At 42.5% G+C, this 19,462-nt stretch carries 21 protein-coding genes and 2 pseudogenes; 2 read left to right on the plus strand and 21 right to left on the minus strand.

The window, feature by feature from the left end:
* From VZ94_RS30335 to VZ94_RS06640, 6 genes are all read right to left on the minus strand, one after another.
* The coding region (locus VZ94_RS30335; RefSeq protein WP_131655484.1) for an efflux RND transporter permease subunit at positions 1–782 on the minus strand (782 nt) is incomplete at its 3' end.
* 104 nt (positions 783–886) lie between these two features.
* A complete protein-coding gene (locus VZ94_RS30340) occupies positions 887–1,420 on the minus strand; it encodes an efflux RND transporter permease subunit (RefSeq protein ID WP_052700274.1) in 534 nt (177 codons plus the stop codon).
* Complete coding sequence (locus VZ94_RS30345; protein WP_052700275.1) at positions 1,365–2,729, minus strand: efflux RND transporter permease subunit; 1,365 nt, start codon at positions 2,727–2,729, stop codon at positions 1,365–1,367. The genes VZ94_RS30340 and VZ94_RS30345 overlap by 56 nt, the downstream gene beginning before the upstream one ends.
* On the minus strand, positions 2,726–3,553 hold the full coding sequence (locus tag VZ94_RS06635; protein ID WP_052700276.1) for an efflux RND transporter periplasmic adaptor subunit: 828 nt from the start codon (positions 3,551–3,553) through the stop codon (positions 2,726–2,728). Before VZ94_RS06635 ends, VZ94_RS30345 begins: the two co-directional genes overlap by 4 nt.
* Before the next feature lie 10 nt (positions 3,554–3,563).
* Positions 3,564–3,833: an efflux RND transporter periplasmic adaptor subunit gene (locus VZ94_RS22360; RefSeq protein WP_052700277.1), complete on the minus strand. Its 270-nt coding sequence runs from the start codon at positions 3,831–3,833 to the stop codon at positions 3,564–3,566.
* The gene (locus tag VZ94_RS06640) at positions 3,830–4,453 is read right to left on the minus strand and encodes a TetR/AcrR family transcriptional regulator (RefSeq protein WP_045778638.1); all 624 of its coding nucleotides are present in this window, start codon (positions 4,451–4,453) and stop codon (positions 3,830–3,832) included. The genes VZ94_RS22360 and VZ94_RS06640 overlap by 4 nt, the downstream gene beginning before the upstream one ends.
* A gap of 457 nt (positions 4,454–4,910) precedes the next feature.
* On the opposite strand from VZ94_RS06640, the gene VZ94_RS06645 reads away from it, so the two are divergent.
* Both VZ94_RS06645 and VZ94_RS06650 read left to right on the plus strand, forming a co-directional pair.
* Positions 4,911–6,026, plus strand: coding sequence for an ammonium transporter (locus tag VZ94_RS06645; RefSeq protein WP_204369067.1), 1,116 nt, complete (start codon positions 4,911–4,913; stop codon positions 6,024–6,026).
* 12 nt (positions 6,027–6,038) lie between these two features.
* A complete protein-coding gene (locus tag VZ94_RS06650; protein WP_045778639.1) occupies positions 6,039–6,713 on the plus strand; it encodes a hypothetical protein in 675 nt (224 codons plus the stop codon).
* Between the two features lie 48 nt (positions 6,714–6,761).
* Here the strand turns inward: VZ94_RS06650 and VZ94_RS31745 are convergent, their stop codons facing one another.
* The 15 genes and pseudogenes from VZ94_RS31745 to dnaN all read right to left on the minus strand — a co-directional run bounded on the left by VZ94_RS31745 (position 6,762) and on the right by dnaN (position 19,053).
* Positions 6,762–7,013: a hypothetical protein gene (locus tag VZ94_RS31745; RefSeq protein ID WP_338040276.1), complete on the minus strand. Its 252-nt coding sequence runs from the start codon at positions 7,011–7,013 to the stop codon at positions 6,762–6,764.
* Positions 6,997–7,299: a hypothetical protein gene (locus VZ94_RS31750; RefSeq protein ID WP_338040277.1), complete on the minus strand. Its 303-nt coding sequence runs from the start codon at positions 7,297–7,299 to the stop codon at positions 6,997–6,999. Before VZ94_RS31750 ends, VZ94_RS31745 begins: the two co-directional genes overlap by 17 nt.
* A 2-nt stretch (positions 7,300–7,301) precedes the next feature.
* Positions 7,302–7,496 (minus strand): hypothetical protein, encoded by a 195-nt coding sequence (locus tag VZ94_RS06660; protein WP_045778640.1) that lies wholly within the window; start codon positions 7,494–7,496, stop codon positions 7,302–7,304.
* Between the two features lie 18 nt (positions 7,497–7,514).
* Positions 7,515–8,712 (minus strand): annotated as a pseudogene (locus tag VZ94_RS06665) (class I SAM-dependent rRNA methyltransferase).
* A complete protein-coding gene (locus VZ94_RS06670) occupies positions 8,712–9,359 on the minus strand; it encodes a zinc-ribbon and DUF3426 domain-containing protein (protein WP_052700278.1) in 648 nt (215 codons plus the stop codon). Before VZ94_RS06670 ends, VZ94_RS06665 begins: the two are co-directional and overlap by 1 nt.
* On the minus strand, positions 9,340–10,242 hold the full coding sequence (prmA, locus tag VZ94_RS06675) for a 50S ribosomal protein L11 methyltransferase (protein WP_045778641.1): 903 nt from the start codon (positions 10,240–10,242) through the stop codon (positions 9,340–9,342). Before prmA ends, VZ94_RS06670 begins: the two co-directional genes overlap by 20 nt.
* Before the next feature lie 54 nt (positions 10,243–10,296).
* Positions 10,297–11,640, minus strand: coding sequence for an acetyl-CoA carboxylase biotin carboxylase subunit (gene accC, locus VZ94_RS06680; RefSeq protein ID WP_045778642.1), 1,344 nt, complete (start codon positions 11,638–11,640; stop codon positions 10,297–10,299).
* A gap of 15 nt (positions 11,641–11,655) precedes the next feature.
* Positions 11,656–12,105, minus strand: coding sequence for an acetyl-CoA carboxylase biotin carboxyl carrier protein (gene accB / locus VZ94_RS06685; RefSeq protein WP_045778643.1), 450 nt, complete (start codon positions 12,103–12,105; stop codon positions 11,656–11,658).
* Positions 12,106–12,109: 4 nt separating this feature from the next.
* Positions 12,110–12,556 (minus strand): type II 3-dehydroquinate dehydratase, encoded by a 447-nt coding sequence (aroQ, locus tag VZ94_RS06690; RefSeq protein WP_045778644.1) that lies wholly within the window; start codon positions 12,554–12,556, stop codon positions 12,110–12,112.
* A 235-nt stretch (positions 12,557–12,791) separates the two neighbouring features.
* Complete coding sequence (locus VZ94_RS06695) at positions 12,792–13,595, minus strand: hypothetical protein (RefSeq protein ID WP_045778645.1); 804 nt, start codon at positions 13,593–13,595, stop codon at positions 12,792–12,794.
* A 23-nt stretch (positions 13,596–13,618) separates the two neighbouring features.
* Positions 13,619–14,407, minus strand: a complete 789-nt coding sequence (lgt, locus tag VZ94_RS06700; protein WP_045778646.1) for a prolipoprotein diacylglyceryl transferase — start codon at positions 14,405–14,407, stop codon at positions 13,619–13,621.
* A gap of 2 nt (positions 14,408–14,409) precedes the next feature.
* Positions 14,410–16,827: pseudogene (gyrB, locus tag VZ94_RS06710) on the minus strand (DNA topoisomerase (ATP-hydrolyzing) subunit B).
* A gap of 40 nt (positions 16,828–16,867) precedes the next feature.
* Complete coding sequence (locus VZ94_RS31760) at positions 16,868–17,374, minus strand: DNA replication/repair protein RecF (RefSeq protein ID WP_338040280.1); 507 nt, start codon at positions 17,372–17,374, stop codon at positions 16,868–16,870.
* 40 nt (positions 17,375–17,414) lie between these two features.
* The gene (locus VZ94_RS31765) at positions 17,415–17,948 is read right to left on the minus strand and encodes an AAA family ATPase (RefSeq protein WP_338040281.1); all 534 of its coding nucleotides are present in this window, start codon (positions 17,946–17,948) and stop codon (positions 17,415–17,417) included.
* A gap of 4 nt (positions 17,949–17,952) precedes the next feature.
* Positions 17,953–19,053, minus strand: coding sequence for a DNA polymerase III subunit beta (gene dnaN, locus VZ94_RS06720; RefSeq protein WP_045778648.1), 1,101 nt, complete (start codon positions 19,051–19,053; stop codon positions 17,953–17,955).
* Between the last annotated feature and the right edge of the window lie 409 nt (positions 19,054–19,462).

Genomic DNA, 19,462 nt, shown 5'->3' on the forward strand with positions numbered 1-19,462 from the left:
ATGGCACATGAAACAACAATAAAAAATGCAGTTACGCCAATCATACCTAGCGGTGCCGTCATTAAGACCATGGTGGTGCGCTTAAGGCTTTGCAGTTGCACCATTAATAACGTCACTAAACTAAACAGCATTAACGGCATAACGGCATTAATTGAGGCTTGCGCTTTTTGGCTGCTTTCGACTGCGCCACCGATTTCAATGCGATAACCATCAGGTAATGTAGCGCGTAATGGCTCTAATAAAGGCTCAATTTGAGCTGCGACCTCGGGCGCTTGCGTAGCGTCGCGAATATCACTGCGCACGGTAAAGGTTGGAAAACGGTCGCGCCGCCAAATAATACCGTCTTCAAAGCCATAGTTGACCTTGACAATTTGACTCAGCGGCACCGCTTTGCCATTACGCGTTTGCACATGAATTTCTTCGATTAATGCCGGATTATTACGCTCGCTCGCTTCGCTACGGCCTAACACTTCAATTAATTTGTTATCTTCACGATAATCAGTTATCGCAAGCCCTGATAACATAGTGTTCAACACAAATGAAATATCTTGCGAACTCACTCCAAGTATCCGGGCTTTATCTTGGTCAACGTCCAAATGCACCGCTTTACTCGGCTCGCTCCAATCCAATTGCACATCTAAAGTGTGCGGATTTTTACGCATAATGTCGGCCACGGCTTCAGCGATTTGCCGGGTTTGTGTTACATCTCGGCCTGAAACACGAAATTGCACAGGAAAACCTACCGGCGGCCCATTTTCTAATCGATTTAAGCGCGCTCGCAATAACGTGAAATCATTGTCAAACGCTTGGCGTAGCCGTGTGATTAAGCGTTCGCGAGCAGCTAAGTCTTTTGTTAATACAACGATTTGGGTGAAATTATTGTGATCTAACTGTTGATCGAGAGGCAGATAAAACCGGGGTGAGCCAGCGCTACATAGCTGACATAATTAACAATGTCAGCGTCGTTTTGTAATAGCGCTTCCGCTTTACGCGTTTGCTGCTCGGTCGCTAAAATGGATGCCCCTTGCGGTAGCCATAAATCAATTAACACTTCAGGTCTATCGGCAAACGGAAAAAATTGTTGCTCGACATGGCGGAATGCCGTTATGGCCAGCGCAAAAATTAATGCTGTCGACGCTAATATCAAGCGTTTATGCCGTAAACAACTCAACAACAGGCGTCTAAAATACGGATAAATACCGCGATGATAGATTTCAGCTTCATTATGTACGGCTTTACCCGCTTGGTTAGGCAATATCAAGTAGCCAATATAGGGAGTAAAAATAACCGCGACTAGCCAAGACACTAATAACGCAATCCCCACTACAGCGAAAATACTAAAACAATATTCACCGGCGGATGATTTAGCAAAACCAACCGGCGTGAAGGCGGCAACGGTGACTAAGGTGCCCGTTAACATAGGAAAAGCGGTTGAGGTATACGCAAAACGTCGCAGCTTTAACTCTATCCCAGCCTTGCTCCATTTTAACCACCATCATTTCAACCGAAATAATAGCATCGTCAACGAGTAGCCCTAGGGCAATAATGAGTGCGCCCAATGAAATACGTTGTAAATCAATGCCTAACAATTTCATGATTAAAAACGTTAAGGCCAGTACTAAGGGAATCGACAACGCGACGACCAGTCCAGTGCGCCAGCCTAACGATAAAAAACTCACTGCCAAAACAATAACGATAGCTTCGCCTAAGCTTTTCATGAATTCATTGACTGAATGCATGACGACGCGTGGTTGGTCAGAGACTTGATGGACGTCTATGCCTACAGGAAAATTAGCGGATAAGCGTTGAATTTCTGCTGATAGTTGCTCTCCTAACGCTAAAATATCGCCGCCTTTAGTCATAGAGACCGCAAGGCCTATCGCATCTTGTCCTTGATAGCGGAACTTTTGCGTCATAGGTTCAGCATAACCGCGATAAATTCTAGCAATATCGCCTAAACGGAATTGGCGTCCATTCGCTTCAATACCTATCTCACGAATGGCTTCTACGGATTTTAAATCGCCGCTCACACGTAAATAAATTTTATCGCTTGCCGTATCGATACTGCCTGCGGGATTCATATCGTTTTGCTGGCGTAAGGTTTGCACCATTATCATGGGGTCAATACCTAAATTAGCCAATTTACGATGCGAGATTTCAACGTAAATTTTTTCTTGTTGCACGCCGATTAAATCGACTTTTGCGACATTGGGAATACGCAGTAATTCTTGCCTGACATCATCGACGGCATCTTTTAACTCGGCATGACTAAACCCGTCGGCGGTAAACGCATAAATGGTGCCGTAGGTATCGCCGAATTCATCATTAAAAAATGGGCCACGCACGCCTTGTGGCAAAGTGTGTGAAATATCACTTAATTTTTTTCTGACTTGATACCAGGCATCAGGTACGGCTGAATTAGGCGCATAGTCTTTGAGATTAACAAAAATCAAACAATGGCCGGATTCTGAGTAGCTTTGAACAAAATCCAACCAAGGCGTTTCTTGTAATTTTTTTTCCAATCTATCCGTGACTTGCTGCTCCATTTCTTGTGCGGTTGCTCCCGGCCATTCAGCACTGACAATCATGGTTTTTATCGTAAATTCAGGGTCTTCTGCCCGGCCTAATTGAAAATACGCTAAGGCTCCTGCTAATAAACTGACACCCATTAAATAAGCAACAAATGATTGGTGGCGTAATGCCCAATCCGATAAGTTAATCCCGCTCATGGTTTATCTCCCAATAACCGCACAGTTTGCCCAGGCATAAGCTTATGCACACCTGCGCTAACAATAAGCTCGCCTTCGTTAACACCTGATAAAACATTAACGTACTCATTATCATAGCGCTCCAATGTGATGCTACGCGGTTCTACGGTGGCGTTAACTGCATTAAAAACCCAAACTGACGGCTGACCATTTACCTGGGTAAGGGCTGTTAGTGGCAGTTTCGCGATGGGATTTAGTTGATTTTTTTGTACATGAACCGTTGCCGTCATACCCATATCGACATCGGCATCGGCATCTAAAATCGCCACCTTAACGGTGAAGGTACGCAACACCTCATCAACACCTGGTGATAGTTCTCGGATTTTAGCTTGATAAAAGTGTTGAGGTTTTGCCCATAAGTTGACATTAATGACCGAAGCGGTTTGCACATCGCGTAAGCGGTTTTCCGGTACGCTAATCACGACGTCTTGTTGTTGCGGCTGTGCGAGCTTAACTATAGTTTGGCCGGGCGCGACGATTTGACCTGGCTCGGCTTCAACAGATGTAATCACGCCATCATAGTCGGCGGTTAATTCGGTATAGGCTGATTTACGCGCATAACTGCCTTGGCTTGCACGTGCCGCTGCGACATGCGCTTCTGCCGTGCGCACTTGGTCTTGACGTTTATCAACCGCAGCTTGGCTGGCTAATTGTTGTTCGTATAGCTTAACCAAATGATTTAAGTCTTTGCGCGCTTGCGCTAATTCAGCTTGAGCAGCGGCTAATTGCGCCTCTGAGCCCGTTTCGTCTAAGCGCAGATCGGTTTGATCCAGCGTCGCTAGCAATTGGCCGCGTTTAATAGATGAGCCTATATCGACGAAAACGTTTAGCTAATTTACCGCCTACTTGAAATGCCAAAGGTGTTTCAACGCGTGGACGCACTTCGCCTGAATAACGGTTAGTGCTTGTTAAGGTTTCATAATGCACGGTGACCGTTTTAATGGGACGCGGTTGAGCTAAATTAGGCTTTGATTCAGTACACGCCGATAACCCAGTGTCGAGCATTATTAACAGCATAAGCTGAATAAATCGATGTGGTATTAACGTTTTATTTCGATAAGTCATCGTGTTACCCCTCGCAGCAATGTATCAATAGTCAGTTCTGTAATGGCTTCTGAGCTACGCCACTCCACCCATGGGTCGCCATAAATTGTTAAATGAATCGCGACAATGCCATGTACGCTTGCCCAAAACGCTTGCGCTAGCAAATGCGCATCGACTAAATGGGGCAATAACAACTGCTGAGCAATGGCTTGATTAAACGTGTTTAGCAATAATTCGTAACCATCGGTTTCTGGATTGCCATGGCCCATTTCTGGTAAATATTCGGCCTCGTTCAGCCGAGTCGTCATAAACAATAACCGGTAATGGTTAGGGTGTTGAATGCCAAAATCGACATAAATCTTTGCTATAGCGCGTAGCCGTTGCAATGGATTTGCTTCAGCAGCCACTTTTTGAAAAGCTTCTGCGAGCGACGCACCATCTATCCGACATAACTCACGAATCAGCGCATCTTTATCTTTAAAATACAGGTAAATCGTCGTGGGTGAATAATCAATGGCATCAGCAATACGGCGCATCGTTACCGCGTCATAACCATCGACAGCAAATAATTCGCGTGCAGCATCTAAGATTTTATTGCGGATGTTTAGGCGCTCCCGCTCGCGTCGTTCAGTTATACCCATATAACACCATAAATAAAGTTAACGATGTTAATTAAAATATCAATGTAACTTTTTGTCAAGAGGCAACCTATCTTTTCCACTCTATCATGCAGTAATAGCTAGCCAATCATAGTCAATAGCTGAGAGTCCATTGTTGAGCATTACGATTCATTTACTTTTGTTTTTGCACCAATAAAGTGCTTAAAACTTTTCAATTATTATTGAGCACGCGATAATTTAATCAGTGGCACTTTTTTTTTAAGGTTTTGTTTTTATTAGTAACTCTAAAAATAAGCCGATATATCGTTATCAACTTGTTATGTACGTTATCAAAAAGAGTTGGCTGATTATTTGCTGTGTAACAAGTCTTCTTTGTTGATTTTGAGAGCACTATGAGTGAATTACAGTTAATTTGGATAGCCATGTGTACGGCGTTGGTTTTTTTTTATGCAGGCAGGCTTCGCCTTTTTAGAATCAGGTGCAGCCAGAGCTAAAAAATGCGATTAATGTTTTAATGAAAAACTATATGGATATGTGTTTAGGTGGGTTAATTTTTTGGGGCTTTGGTTATGGTGTGATGTTTGGCATGAATCACACGGGTTGGTTTGGGACCAGCCAATTCGCGCCCGAGTCTTTTACTATGGCGGAAGCGATTAAACTCGCTTATCAAATGATGTTTGCCGGTGCTGCCGCTACCATAGTTAGCGGTGCAGTTGCTGAGCGTATGCATTTTCCAGCGTATATGATATTTAGTGGTATAGTAACCGGTGTCATTTATCCCATTTACGGTAGTTGGGTTTGGAATGAGCACGGTTGGTTAGCCGGTTTAGGTTTTATTGATTTTGCCGGCTCTACCGTGGTTCATTCTATAGGCGCGTGGTGTGGACTCGCCGGTGTTATCGTCTTAGGCCCACGTTTAGGAAGGTATTCCAGAAGCGGTGAGTCACGTGATATTCCAGGTCATAACTTACCTTATGTGGCTTTAGGCGGTTTTATTCTGTGGATTGGTTGGTTTGGCTTTAACGGCGGCAGTATTAGCAGTTTTGAAAAAGATAACGTTGGATTAGTTTTACTAAACACACACTTAGGTGGTTGTGCGGGCGGTGTTAGCGCATTGTGTTATATGTACTGGCGTAAAGAGCCGGTTTTAATGTCGGCAACGGTAAACGGTAGCTTGGCTGGATTGGTCAGTGTGACGGCCAGTGCCGCTTACATCACGCCATCATCAGCGATTATGATTGGTTTTATTGGAGCTATTTTTTATCTGCTCACGGTACGCTTACTCGATAAATATCAACTTGACGATGTCGTGGGTGCTTTTGCCGTGCATGGCGCTGCGGGAATTTGGGGTACGCTTGCGGTGGCGGTGTTTATTAAATCAGGTTTTAGCTGGCATGGTTTAGCAGTGCAAGCGCTTGGCGTAATCATGGCCTTTGTCTGGGCGTTTCCTCTGGCTTTTATATTTTTTAAGTTGCTTGATAAAACTATAGGCATTAAAGCATCGACACTGCATCAACAACGAGGGTTGGATTACACTGAGCATTTTGAAATCGGTTACCCTGAATTCCAGAAGCGCTTGGATTCTGAGTCTTAAAGAGGAGGTGTTATGAGCTTAGATATGAGAAAACGGCGCCGACAAGTTGCGTGGATTTGTTTTGAACCGTATTTAGACCAGGCTCAATTAATTGAGTCCATTAAAATATTAGAACAACATTATCAACAAGATAGCATTAGTAATATGATTGCTTATATCAGCAAAATATGTTCTGAATTTGCTATCGATGCCTTAATAAAAAAAACAATTTATGGACAGTTCCATCAATTAATGGAACAAGAATCCGTATTGACTATAGACCCACTTACACTTATTCAAAATTCTACCCTTGAAACAACGCCTAATGCTAAGCATAAGGCTGTTGCAGAAACCTTAGCAACGCCAGACACTAAACCAGCTTACTATGTGGTATTGGCTAAATTTTTGACGTTAATCGTAAATGCTGTATCGGAGCCTAGTGAGTTTTTCACTATTCTTATTGAGATGGCGGACGAAGAAGACCATTGCGATTCAACTATTCTCAACGCTTGGAAAAACACTCCCAATGAGTTCGATTGGCTAGAAACACTGCCTGAGGATTGTTATCACTCGTTAGTTCACCTAGTTTACACCGTATTATGTGAGCTATCTGGACCTATTGCTGCTGATGAGTATTTCCATAAGGCCATTCAAATTTGCCAGGGGTTGCCCGAAGCCAAGCAATTTTCTATCGCACGGTTGTTATAACCGTTTGCTCGTTCCCACGCTGCTCTAGGCGTAGGAACGAGCTGTTAATTATTTGTCTTGCTTATTAGCGACGTCTTCGTTCCAGGTTGGATTATAACGGTCCTCATCGGTTAATTTACCAATATCTGCTGGGTAAATGTGCCAAAACGATTGATCGATAGGTGCGTCAGAATATTCAGGTTTTTTCTCGTGATGAAAAGGGCACCACCAGTTTTCAACCAGTTTTACTAAGTAAGTGTGCCATTGGAATAATGCTACGCTATAGGGGCAATACCAACTGCAGTTAGCATACCAAAACAATTTTGTATTTAGAGATACAACCGACAAAGGTAGGTGTCATGGTGATTTGGGTTTGGTAAGTGTAACGGTAGCTTTTTCTGTCAGGTATGTAATCTTTCCACGTTTTTAGATTTTTTGCCCCAACAAAGCGTAAGTGCCAATAGGTAAGATAGGCGCTGAGTATGACAAACGGTAATGTTAATAGGGGGATATAAATCAATACCATACCGACCATTCTTAACCAAAACGGCACATCTTCATGATTTTTGCCGATTTCGACACGTGAGCAGGATTCACAGGCTTTCATTCTTATTTTTCCTCGTTGTTATTGGTTGTGGTTATTTGAGTGTTCTGTTCTTGCTCAGTATGCAGTAATTGATAAATACTTAGGCAACCGCCACAGCAAAATTTAACTTCGCCGTCTAACGTAGTCAGCGAAAAACCTTTTATTTCGACTGTCTGACCGCATAATGCACAGTTGTCTAAAGATTCGTTTGTGACCATAAACCTTGCTCATTGTCTTTAAAAGCTTGAGGTAACGCGGCAAAAAAAGGTTTTTAAATACTCTGTTTCCGGAACAGCTGGATCAATAGGATGATCCATGCCTTGTCCGGTACTGGCGAAAAAGGCTAAGTGTCGGTCTATATGCCGACTGGAGGCACGTAATATCTCATGCAAATTATCACGGCTCAAGTGAAATGAACACGATGCGGAGATTAACACACCGTTTTTTGATAAGACTTGCAACGCTTGTTGATTCAAGCGTCGATACGCTTCATAGCCTGCTTTAAAATCTTTCTTACGCTTAATTAATGCGGGCGGGTCTACAATGATAACGTCAAATAATTCATTGTCTAAGCGCGCTTGTTTTAAATAGTCAAAGACATCGCTACGAATGAATTGGGTATTATGGGCAACATGATTGCGCTCAGCATTAGCTTCTGCCAGTGCAAGTGCATCAGCGGACGCATCGACCGCGATGACATGCGCGGCACCGGCTTTTGCGGCCGGAATACTCCAAGCGCCGGTATAACAAAATAAGTCTAATACTTTTAAACCGTTGGAAAAACTTGCAGCTAGTTGTCTACTTGAACGATGGTCATAAAACCAACCGGTTTTTTGTCCTCCGGCTATATCAATTTCAAACGTGGCATTATTTTCTTCAATCAGTAGCGGGTTAGGTATGACACCATAAGCTAATTCGGATACTAAGCTTAATTGCTCTAATTCGCGCTGTCCGTTATCGTTTTTAAACATCACAGCGGTAGGTGCAAATAGCTCAATAAGTGCATTTAAAATCAAATCCTTACGGACTTCCATACCAGCGGTTGTGATTTGTACGCTAAACACCGAACCAAACCTATCTATGACTAACCCAGGCAATCCGTCGCTTTCACCGTAAACAAGACGGTAGCACGGTTTATCAAATAAGGTGTCACGTAATATTGATGCAGTATGAATGCGTTCTTTAAAAAAATTTAAGCCACATTTTTAATGCGGGCTTACGACTTAATAAGCGGGCCGCAATTAACGCATGAGGGTGAGCATAAGCCGTGCCTAAGGATTTTCCATCCGCGCTTAAAAGTTGTACTAATTCACCAGGGGCTAAATCAGCAATAGGTGATTTACGGGTATCGATTTCATTACTGAAAACCCAGCAATGCCCTTTGCGTATGCGTAAGTCTTCGTTTTTCTTTAGAAAAAGTTCAGGGTAAGCCATTAACTTTGAATATCCAGGGTATAGCCGCCCACTTTATTAGCAGGGCGGGCAATTGCAAGTGATAAGACAACAGACGCACCAGGCGTTAACACCGTTGTGGCCGCATTCGGTGCATAGTCGTGAACAGACAGTAGTCGTTGTGCAAATGGGTTGCCGTTGTAGTCCATAAATCTGAGTTTTAATAACGGATAGTCTTGCGCAAAACCGGCATTATTACTGAGTTGTACGGTCAATAAAAAATGTTCGCCTGCTTCGGTAAACTCAGAATTCACGACGAATTCAGCCGTATTGTTATAACGGGGTAATATACAGTTTAGCCGTGTGCATACCCATTCTAAGCTAGGCCGAATATAACTATTTTGTGTAAGCCTAGCCGATTCAAAATAAAGACCTTGCGCAATTAATAAAGCAGAAGCAATAAACACACCGATTAACCAATAGGGTTGTGTCGGCTTTTCCCAAGGTAAGTCTGTGTTTTCTGCTTTTAACCAGTTTAGCCTTGCTGCATCATCGGGTGTTTCTGAAAGCAACTCTAATGCATCGAATTTAATTTCACAGTGTCGACAATACAGTAAAGCCCGAGTTTGACTTAATTGCTCGGCGCTAACCGTTTGTGGCTGGCGGCAATTAGGGCAACGGGTGTACATGATGGCTTTGTTTAACCCCATCTAAACGTATCCAATCTTCTTGGCTGGTCACGGGATTAAAATGTATTACCTCACAATACGCAGCTTTAACCTTATCGTTTTGTTCATTGAGAATTCCCGATAAAACTAAATCGCCACCCGGTTTCAGTAAACTCAATATGGTTTCTGATAACTCAATCAGGGGTTTAGCGAGAATATTGGCGATAACAACATCGGCTGTGATGTCGTTTAGCTGCCCAGGAGAAACACAGGTTATGTGGTTTTGTACGTTATTTTTCAAGGCATTATCCGCGCTTGCGGTTAACGCTTGTGGATCTATATCTAGTGCATAAGCGTGCTTTGCACCTAATAATATTGCAGCAACGGCGAGAATACCTGAGCCACAGCCGTAATCAATCACTGTTTTATCAGTTAGCTCATGCTCCGCTAGCCATTCTAAGCATAGAGCTGTCGTAGGATGGGTTCCGGTGCCAAACGCTAAGCCTGGATCCATAGTTAAACACACGGTACCAGGTTCTTGATATTCCTGGCCTGTAGGGCAAACCCATAGCGTTGCACCAAACTTCATGGGTTGATAATACTGCATCCATGCCCGCTCCCACGCTTGGTCTTCAATGTCTTCAATGTGCCAAGCTGATAAAGCCTCAGCCGCAAAACGGCGCTGTACAGCACTTTTAATCGCGACTACATCAACATCAGCTTCGTAAAGAGCAATGACTTGAGTGTTATGCCAAATTCTGATTTCACCTACATCAGGCTCATAGATAGGTTGGTCTTCTGCATCCATATAAGTGACTGATAGCGCGCCTAATTCGCTGAATAGCTCCGATAAATCTGACGCCAACCGTTCTTCTGTGGTCACTGAAATTTGTTGCCAAGGCATGTGTAAACAGAGTAGCAAAATAAAAAGGGGCGCCGGTAAACCGGCGCTTAAGAATTAGTAAATGCCTAATTTCTTTTCTAAGTAGTGGATATTTTGACCACCAGCCGCAAATGCGCTGTCGTTCATAATATCTTGCTGTAAAGGGATATTGGTTTTAATGCCGTCGATAATAATTTCATTTAACGCGGTATTCATTCTGGCAATCGCGCTTGCGCGTGTTTCACCATGAGCAATCAGTTTACCTATCATAGAGTCATAATAAGGCGGGACTTTATAACCGTTATAAATATGAGTCTCACAACGTATGCCTGGGCCACCTGGCATGTGGAATTGCTCGATGACACCTGGACACGGCATAAATGTGCGTGGATCTTCGGCATTTAAACGGCATTCTATAGCATGGCCTTTTATGACGACTTGCTCCTGAGTAATCGATAACTTTTCACCCGATGCCACGCGTAATTGTTCTTTAACAATATCAAAGCCAGTCACCATCTCAGTGACAGGATGTTCAACTTGTACGCGGGTATTCATTTCAATGAAATAAAACTCACCTTTTTCGTATAAAAACTCAAAGGTACCTGCACCAAGATAGCCAATTTCTATACAGGCTTTTGCGCAGCGCTCACCAATATAGCGACGCTGCTCTTCAGTAATACCGGGTGCGGGTGCTTCTTCAACGACTTTTTGATGCCGACGCTGCATAGAGCAATCGCGCTCGCCTAAATGAATCGCGTTGCCATGCCCATCCGCCATGACTTGAATTTCAATATGACGCGGGTCTTCTAAGAACTTCTCCATATAAACCGTTGGATTACCAAACGCAGTAGCGGCTTCTGCTTTAGTCATGGTAATGGCATTAAGCAATGCTGCTTCAGTATGTACCGTGCGCATACCTCGACCGCCACCGCCGCCAGCGGCTTTAATAATGACTGGATAGCCTATTTTTTGAGCTAGCTTTAAATTCTTTTTATTATCGTCGGTTAAGGGGTCATTATCGCCAGGTACGCAAGGGATACCTGCGGCTATCATGGCATTTTTAGCGGAAATTTTATCGCCCATCATGCGTATTGTGTCAGCATTAGGACCTATAAATACAAAGCCACTTTGTTTGACTTTTTCAGCAAAATCAGCATTTTCCGATAAAAATCCGTAACCTGGATGAATGGCCTCAGCATCGGTGACTTCGGCTGCGCTGATAATAGCAGGGATATTAAGGTAACTATCCACTGATGCAGCGGGGCCTATGCATACCGATTCATCAGCTAAGCGTACATGTTTTAAATCCCTATCGGCTTCAGAATGCACCGCAACGACTTTAACACCTAATTCTCTGCACGCACGCAATATGCGTAGTGCAATTTCGCCGCGATTGGCAATGAGTATTTTGTCGAACATGACTACCTCGTAGGATTATTCAATCACGAATAAAGACTGACCGTATTCGACAGGTTCAGCGTTTTCAACCAGAATTTGTTTAATCACACCCGACTTATCGGCTTCGATTTGGTTTAAGATTTTCATTGCTTCAATAATACACAAGGTATCGCCCGCTTGTACGCTTTGGCCTATTTCAACAAATGATTTAGAACCCGGTGAAGCAGAGCGGTAAAACGTTCCGACCATTGGGGATTTTACAATATGGCCGGTAATAACAGGTTCTTCGCCAGCATCTGACAGCGTTAACGAACTAACCGAAACCATCGCGGGTGCTGCCGGTGCTGGCATATAAACCGGTGCGGCTGGGGCTGAACTGGAATAACGGCTAATACGAACGCTTTCTTCGCCTTCTTTAATTTCTAACTCGGCAATGCCTGATGCTTCAATGAGTTCTATTAGTTTTTTTATTTTTCTAATTTCCATGGGTTTAGTGTCTCTCGGCTAAAATCTGATGGGCGGCTAATAAAGCCAATTCGTATCCGGTTGCGCCTAATCCGCAAATAACGCCTTGGGCAATATCTGAGAAATAAGACTGTTTTCTAAAGGGTTCACGCGCATACACATTCGATAAATGAACTTCAATAAATGGAATTTTTGTCGCTGATAAGGCATCGCGCAGCGCAATACTGGTATGGGTAAATGCTGCAGGATTGATAATGATAAAATCGGTCTTTTCGAAATAAGCTTGGTGAATTAACTCAACAAGTTCATGCTCGGCATTGCGTTGATAGAAAGATAATTTATGTTGCAAGTGCTGGGCTTGGTTTTCCAATAATGTTTGAATATCGGCCAAGGTTTTATTACCGTAGTGATTGGGTTCGCGTAGCCCTAGCAAGTTTAAGTTCGGTCCATTCAATACGGTTATTGTTGCCATCAAGATATTGTTTCACTGGGATTAAAGTCAATTTTGGTGGGCAATTTTACCTGGTTGCCAGATTTTGTCCATCATTGCTTGGATTTAAAAGCTTGGCGCTGTTACTGTTGTTTGTTGGTTTTACATTAACGTTTTTTCTTTTGGCAGGTAACTCGTTAACGATTGTTTCATCAATTGTGAATCAGGAAACCATAATGTGTTTTCACATGTCTTGTTTAATATAAGAAAGCTGTGTTTAGAAGCTAGTCCTACTAGCTATTTTAAACAACGTAGTTTTGTGTTGAGTTACACCTGAATGAGTGCTGGCTTCTAAATAACCTTGCTTATGCCAGGTAAAGTTAAAATTGAGTGTCACCGGTTTTTGATAGGTTTCATTCGTTGGGTTGCTATAGCATTGCACATTGACTTGTGCGTTTAGTTGAGCGCTGTCATCTGATGTGCCTTGGCCTAATACGCTGCCACGATTACCATTGCATGTTCTTAAATACGTGTCACTAACCCGAACCTGATAGTGTTTGCCTTTGCGCACAATGCTCCAGGTTTGTAAACCACCGTCATCTGGATCGGTACCTGACCAGACACCTTCAAGTTCTGAAGAAACCGTGCCAGTTTTAAATAACGTGGTGGGCAATTGTGTGACACTCGATGTGGTACTACCCTCTAAATAGCCATTCTTATGTGGCTTAAAGGTAAAACTAAGCTCAATCGGCGCCATATACGTTTCATTAGTGGGATTAACCAAGCATTGAATGATTAAATCTGCAACTAAGTAGCCATTACTGTCAATATTGCCGGTACCTTGCACGGTGCCACGATTACCGGCACACGCTCTTAAATAGGTATCGCTAAGTCGTACTTGATAGCCCCCTTCATCGTTAACCGCAATTGACCAGGTTTGCAAACCGCCATCACTAGGGTCTGTGCCTACCCAAAGGCCTTGGAACGCATCCGTAGTATCGGCGGCTAGGCTAGGTGTGGTTAAGCTATAACCTGTCACGAATATCAATGCACATAGTGTGCTGCGTGTTGTGTGATTCATGAGAAATAATCCTGGTGTAAGATTTAAGCGTTATGGGCTTGGCGATAAGCCCAAACCAGCATGAAGCCGCCGATAAGAATCATCGGTAACGATAATAATTGCCCCATTGTTAGCCAATCTAACGCGATAAAGCCTAAATGCGCGTCGGGCATACGAAAGAACTCTACAAAAAAACGAAAACAACCGTATAGCAAAACGGCTAACGCAGTGACGGCCATAACCGGGCGTTGTTTCCTGGCATACCATTGCATAATGAGGAATAAGACTAATCCTTCTAACACGGCTTCGTAAAGCTGTGATGGGTGTCTTGGCTCAGGGCCGCCTGTAGGAAATATCATCGCCCATGGCACATCGGTAGGCCGCCCCCATAATTCTGCGTTTATAAAATTGCCTATCCTACCCGCCCCTAAACCAATAGGCGCTAATGGCGCAATAATATCGGTGAGTTGCAATACGCTACAGCCGTGTTTTTTGCCAAATAACCACATCGCGATAAATACACCTAACATGCCGCCATGAAACGACATACCACCTTCCCAGATTTTCAACAGCATCAGAGGGTCGTGGATAAAGTCGGTAAACTTATAAAACAAGATATAACCGATTCTGCCACCTAAAATGACCCCTAAAGCACCTACAGTCACCATATCTTCTATAGCCTCTGGCTTAATAGGCGACCAAGCTTGTTGGGCGCTTTTTCGGCCTAGCACAAAAACGGCGACAAAGCCGATTAAGTACATGAGTCCATACCAATGAATTTTTAACGGACCAATAGCGAGTGCGACCGGGTCAATCGTAGGGTAAGTCAGCATAATTAGACATCCAGGTTGGTTACATCTAAGGCGTTTTTGACAATAAAGTCGCGTCTAGGCTCAACGACATCGCCCATTAGGGTAGTAAAAATTTCATCTGCGGCAATTGCGTCTTCAATTTTCACTTGCAGTAAGCGTCGATTATTAGCATCTAACGTAGTTTCCCATAATTGCTCAGGATTCATTTCACCTAAACCTTTGTAGCGCTGAATGTGTTGGCCTTTCTTAGTTTCTTTCATCATCCAGTCAAAACGCTTCGGTAAAATTACTGATAGGCTGTTGTTTTTCGCCCATTTGAATATAAGCCTGTTCACTAAACATGTCTAAAGTTTGTTCGACATAGTAGGCAATTTGTTTATAGTCGCTACTGTTAAAAAAACCTGAAGGTATGACGATGATTTTTTCTACGCTGTGCAAGCGTTTTAGTAATGGTAAGCGAAAATTCATTACTATGTTGATAGTCCAACTGTACTTCATAAAACCCAGCTTTAAATCGGGTATTAAGCAATTGGCTAAAGTGATTAAGCCAAGCGGTTAATAACTCAATATCTTGCTTGATAGTATCGGTTAATACCGGTGTTAAGGTTAATTGCTCTAACACCTCTTCATCATAACGTCTATGTAAGCGCTCGTTAATCACTTTGACTTTAGTGTATTCTTTAGCGAGTTTTTCTAAGCCAGGGCCTTGTATCGGCGGGGTATTTTCATCGGTAAATAACAAGGCTTTATCTAAGGCCATTTGAATTAAATATTCATTTAAACCTATATCATCTTTGACATAATGTTCTTGTTTACCTTTTTTCACTTTATAAAGCGGTGGTTGCGCAATATAAATATAACCTTTCTCAACTATTTCGGGTAATTGCCGGTAAAAGAAGGTCAGTAATAACGTTCGTATATGCGAGCCGTCTACATCAGCATCGGTCATGATAATAATGCGGTGATAACGCAGTTTTTCGATGTTGTATTCGTCTTTGCCTATGCCACAGCCTAAAGCGGTAATTAAGGTTCCAACTTCTTCTGACGATAGCATTTTGTCAAAACGGGCTTTTTCCACATTTAGAATTTTACCTTTTAATGGCAAAATGGCTTGGGTTTTTCTATCTCGACCTTGCTTAGCGGAACCACCCGCTGAATCACCTTCCACTAAAAATAATTCTGATAATGCCGGGTCTTTTTCTTGGCAATCGGCGAGTTTGCCTGGCAAACCGGCAATATCTAATGTGGTTTTCCTGCGCGTCATTTCACGGGCTTTGCGCGCGGCTTCCCTAGCCCTAGCCGCATCGATAATCTTGCCAGCAATAGTTTTCGCAATTTGCGGTTTTTCCAATAAGAACTCTTGCAGTTTTTCATTCATCGCCGACTCAACGATAGGCTTTACCTCGGATGATACTAATTTATCTTTGGTCTGTGATGAAAATTTTGGGTCAGGCACTTTAACCGATAAGACAGCGGTTAAGCCTTCTCTAGCATCATCGCCGGTAGTGGCCACTTTTTCTTTTTTTGCTAAACCACTAGACTCAATGTAATTATTAACGGTACGTGTTAAAGCACCTCTAAAACCCGCTAAATGACTGCCACCATCCCGTTGCGGAATATTATTGGTGTAACAAAACACATTTTCTTGGTACGAATCATTCCATTGCATGGCGACTTCTACCGTCACGCCTTCTTTTTCGGTTTTAAAATAAAACACTTCTGGGAATAGTGGCTGTTTATTCTTATTCAAATGCTCGACAAACGCACTAATACCACCCTCAAATTCAAACACGTCTTTTTTATCGATTCTTTCGTCTTCTAAGCTGATTCTGACACCTGAATTCAAGAACGATAACTCACGCAAACGCTTAGCAAGTATTTCATAATGAAATTCTACATCACTAAAGGTATTCGAGCTTGGCCTAAAATTAATTAACGTACCACTACCGCTTGCTTCACCTACGGCGGCTAAAGGTGCAACCGGCTCACCTAATAGATATTTTTGTTTATAAAGTTGGCCATTCTTTTTAATTTCTAAATTTAACTCTTCTGACAGCGCGTTAACCACAGAGACACCAACACCATGCAAACCACCCGATACCTTATACGCATTATCATCGAACTTTCCGCCGGCATGTAATACCGTCATAATCACTTCAGCAGCGGAACGGCCTTCTTCCTCATGAATATCGACCGGAATACCGCGACCATCATCAGCAACGGTGACCGAGCCATTCGTATGAATAATGACTTTAACTTCGCTGCAATAACCTGCTAATGCTTCGTCAATCGAGTTATCAACGACCTCAAACACCATGTGATGTAAGCCCGAGCCATCATCAGTATCGCCTATATACATACCAGGGCGTTTTTCTTACGGCGTCTAACCCTTTCAAAACTTGAATACTTGAACTGTCGTACTGGTTGTCTTTTTCACTCATTTGTTTTTTCTCTTGTAATATGTTCCACGTGAAACCTTTTTTAATTTATCGCCTTGAGCTGACCATGTTCCACGTGGAACATTTTGCAGTGCTCAAGTTGATTAAATGTGCCGAAATCCGCTATATCCGTAGCCGTCACAAACACCTGACAAGCGAGGGAAGAAAGAAAATTTAGGACTTTTACTCGATTGTTAACATCTAATTCGGCAGCAAAATCATCGATTAATATGCAAGCGGCATTATGATGCTCAGAAGCAAGTAGCTGGATTTGTGTCAATTTTAAACTTAAAACCAGCAGCTTTAATTGTCCTCGGGAGACAAAATCTTTGGCTAAGGTATTATTTATCGTTACGATTAAATCAGCGCGATGCGGGCCACTATGGGTATGACCGTAACGTAAATCTTTTTCTAAATCGTCAGTTAGCACTTGTTCAAAGGATTTATCAGCGTCCCAGCCACTATAAAAACCGATATTTAATGAGGTAAGCTCAACAAAACAATGAATAATACTGTTGAATGCCGGGATGAATTTTGCCAAATATTCCATGCGATATTGATTGACTAATTGACCGTAGCTAATCAGTTCCTTATTCCATACCGCTAATTGCTCGATACGTTTTGGTTTTTAGCAAAAAGTTACGTTGCATTAAGGCTTTTTTATAATTGCGCCAAGCAGGTAAAAACCGGGGCGTATCATTAAACACGCCCCAGTCTAAAAATTCGCGCCGAAATTTGGCGCTGCCATCGAGTAATTCGTAGCTTTTAGGTTGGATAAATTGTAAGGGTAAAGCGTAGGCTAAATCGGAACGCGTTTGCCCGGATTGTTGATTAATCCGAATTTCAATGGCTTTGCCATCTAGCTGAATGCCTATATGCTGTATTCGACCATCGGGTTGCTGGGTTTGCCCCGTCACGATGAGCTGACTGTGTTGTTGTTGAATAACCGATTTAATCGAAGGCGTACGAAACGATTTTGCCCGGCCTAAAATAAAAATGGCTTCTAATAATGAGCTTTTTCCGCTCGCATTTTCACCTAAGATAATATTAATACCGGGACAAGGCGTCAGCGTTATATGTTGAATATTTCTAACATGATGAATATCGAGCTTGATTAAACTCATTGCTTTATAACTTCATCGGCATAACGATAAATTTATAAGCCGGTTGGCCGGGTTCTACGATAATGCAACTGCTTAAGTTTTGCGCAATATTTAATACCGCCTGCTCAGTATCAATATTGGCTATCGCATCTAAAATGTATTGCACATTAAATGAAATAGATAAAGCATTGCCTGAGTATTCAATCGATAGCTCTTCTTCAGCTTCTTCATGCTCAGGGTTATGCGTGCTGATTTTCAAGCTGTTATCAATATCTAAAGTAATACCTTTATACTTTTCGTTGGCTAAAACGGCAACCCGAGTTAAAGCCTCTTTAAGCAGTTGTTTTTGTATGACGATAGGCTCAAGAAATTCTTGATTAAAGACTTTATTAAAATCAGGATATTTAGAATCCACCAGCTTAGCGGAAAAAATCAAATTGGCATAAGCCACACGAATATGATTGCTGGAGAATTTAATGTTTAAGACTTGCTCAGGGTCATCCAAAATTCGATTTAACTCAATCACACCTTTTCTTGGCAAAATAATTCTTGCTTCAATACCGGTAGGGCTGTGTATGTGGTCTTCAAAGACGGCGAGCCTATGTCCATCAGAGGCAACCAGCTTAATCAAGTCATTTGAAATATTTAAAAATGTGCCGTTTAAGTAATAGCGCACATCTTGATTAGCCATGCAGAAAATAGTTTTATCTAAGCCTTTTTTAAATGTACCAGCATTTATTTCAAACTCATGCTCGTATTGAGATTCGGCAAACTCAGGGTAATTTTTTGCCGGTAAACTGCTTAGTGAAAACCGGCTACGATTAGCCAGTATTTTGACTTTGTTTTGTTGCACTTCAAATTTAATCTCAGAGCCTGCGGTTAATAAACGGCAAATATCCAACAGTTTTTTGGCAGGAACGGTAATTGCGCCCGAGGTTGCAGATGATTTAAGTGGTATCTTAGCAATAATTTGAATCTCTAAATCCGTACCGGTTAACACAAGGGTGTTGTCCTCGACGACAATTAACACATTAGCCAAAATAGGCATGGTTTGCCGTCTTTCAATAACACCGACAATTTGCTGTAACGGAGATAAGATTTCTTCTCGGTTGATTAAAAATTTCATCAGATTTCCTTGCTGGTCTGAAACCTCCCCCTTCAGGGGGATTTTTATATTTTGACAACGATACGCGAGTCTCATTATCCTTCGCTGCCCTCCCCATTTACAGGGAGGGACAATCCACCGACCTCTATCCGTCGGTGAATGGTCACTCGACGGATGGTGTTGGGTGTGGATTGAAACGTAAAAACGTTCCTTGAGGCGACGGAAAATAATATGAATTCAACTGCTTGGCGGCATTATACCATAGTGTTGCCAAGCATTCGCGGCATGGCTTTCTCATAAAAAATTAACTTGCTTAAGTGTTGAAATGAGTGTTTCAGGTAAATCAACAAATTCCTCGATTTTTTGCTGAAAAATTCTTCGCGCCTGACCAGCGCAGTAGATTGGCCGAAAAGCAGCGTAATTTTGCCAT

Origin of the sequence: Methylocucumis oryzae (assembly GCF_000963695.1) — a bacterium.
Classification (GTDB): domain Bacteria; phylum Pseudomonadota; class Gammaproteobacteria; order Methylococcales; family Methylomonadaceae; genus Methylovulum; species Methylovulum oryzae.